1 pseudogene is annotated in these 290 nt (G+C 55.5%); it reads left to right on the top strand.

The features are described 5' to 3' along the window. Positions 1-194 (top strand): annotated as a pseudogene (locus MN186_RS00065) (DDE-type integrase/transposase/recombinase); the annotation flags it as partial. Positions 195-290: the final 96 nt, after the last annotated feature.

Raw genomic sequence — 290 nt, 5'->3', positions numbered from 1 at the left:
ACCGTGACTTTACCGCTGATATGCCAAACCAAAAGTGGGCTGGTGATATCAGTTACGTTTGGACCCGTGAAGGCTGGTTGTATCTTGCTGTGATCTTAGACCTGCATTCTCGGCGCGTGATTGGATGGGCCGTTAGCAATCGCATGAAACGCGATCTGGCGATCCGGGCGTTGAACATGGCCATCGCGTTCCGGCTGACCTGCCCCCCGCGAGATCCCTCACTGTGATGTAGAGTCTGCCCAACCCTGAAGGAGCAGACGAATGCGAAAGAGCCGTTTTACCGAGGCGCA

Origin of the sequence: Aliiroseovarius sediminis (assembly GCF_022678485.1) — a bacterium.
GTDB classification, from domain to species: Bacteria; Pseudomonadota; Alphaproteobacteria; order Rhodobacterales; family Rhodobacteraceae; genus Aliiroseovarius; species Aliiroseovarius sediminis.
The sequence above is the reverse complement of the archived record's forward strand: the minus strand, read 5'-3'. Positions and strand labels throughout refer to the sequence as shown.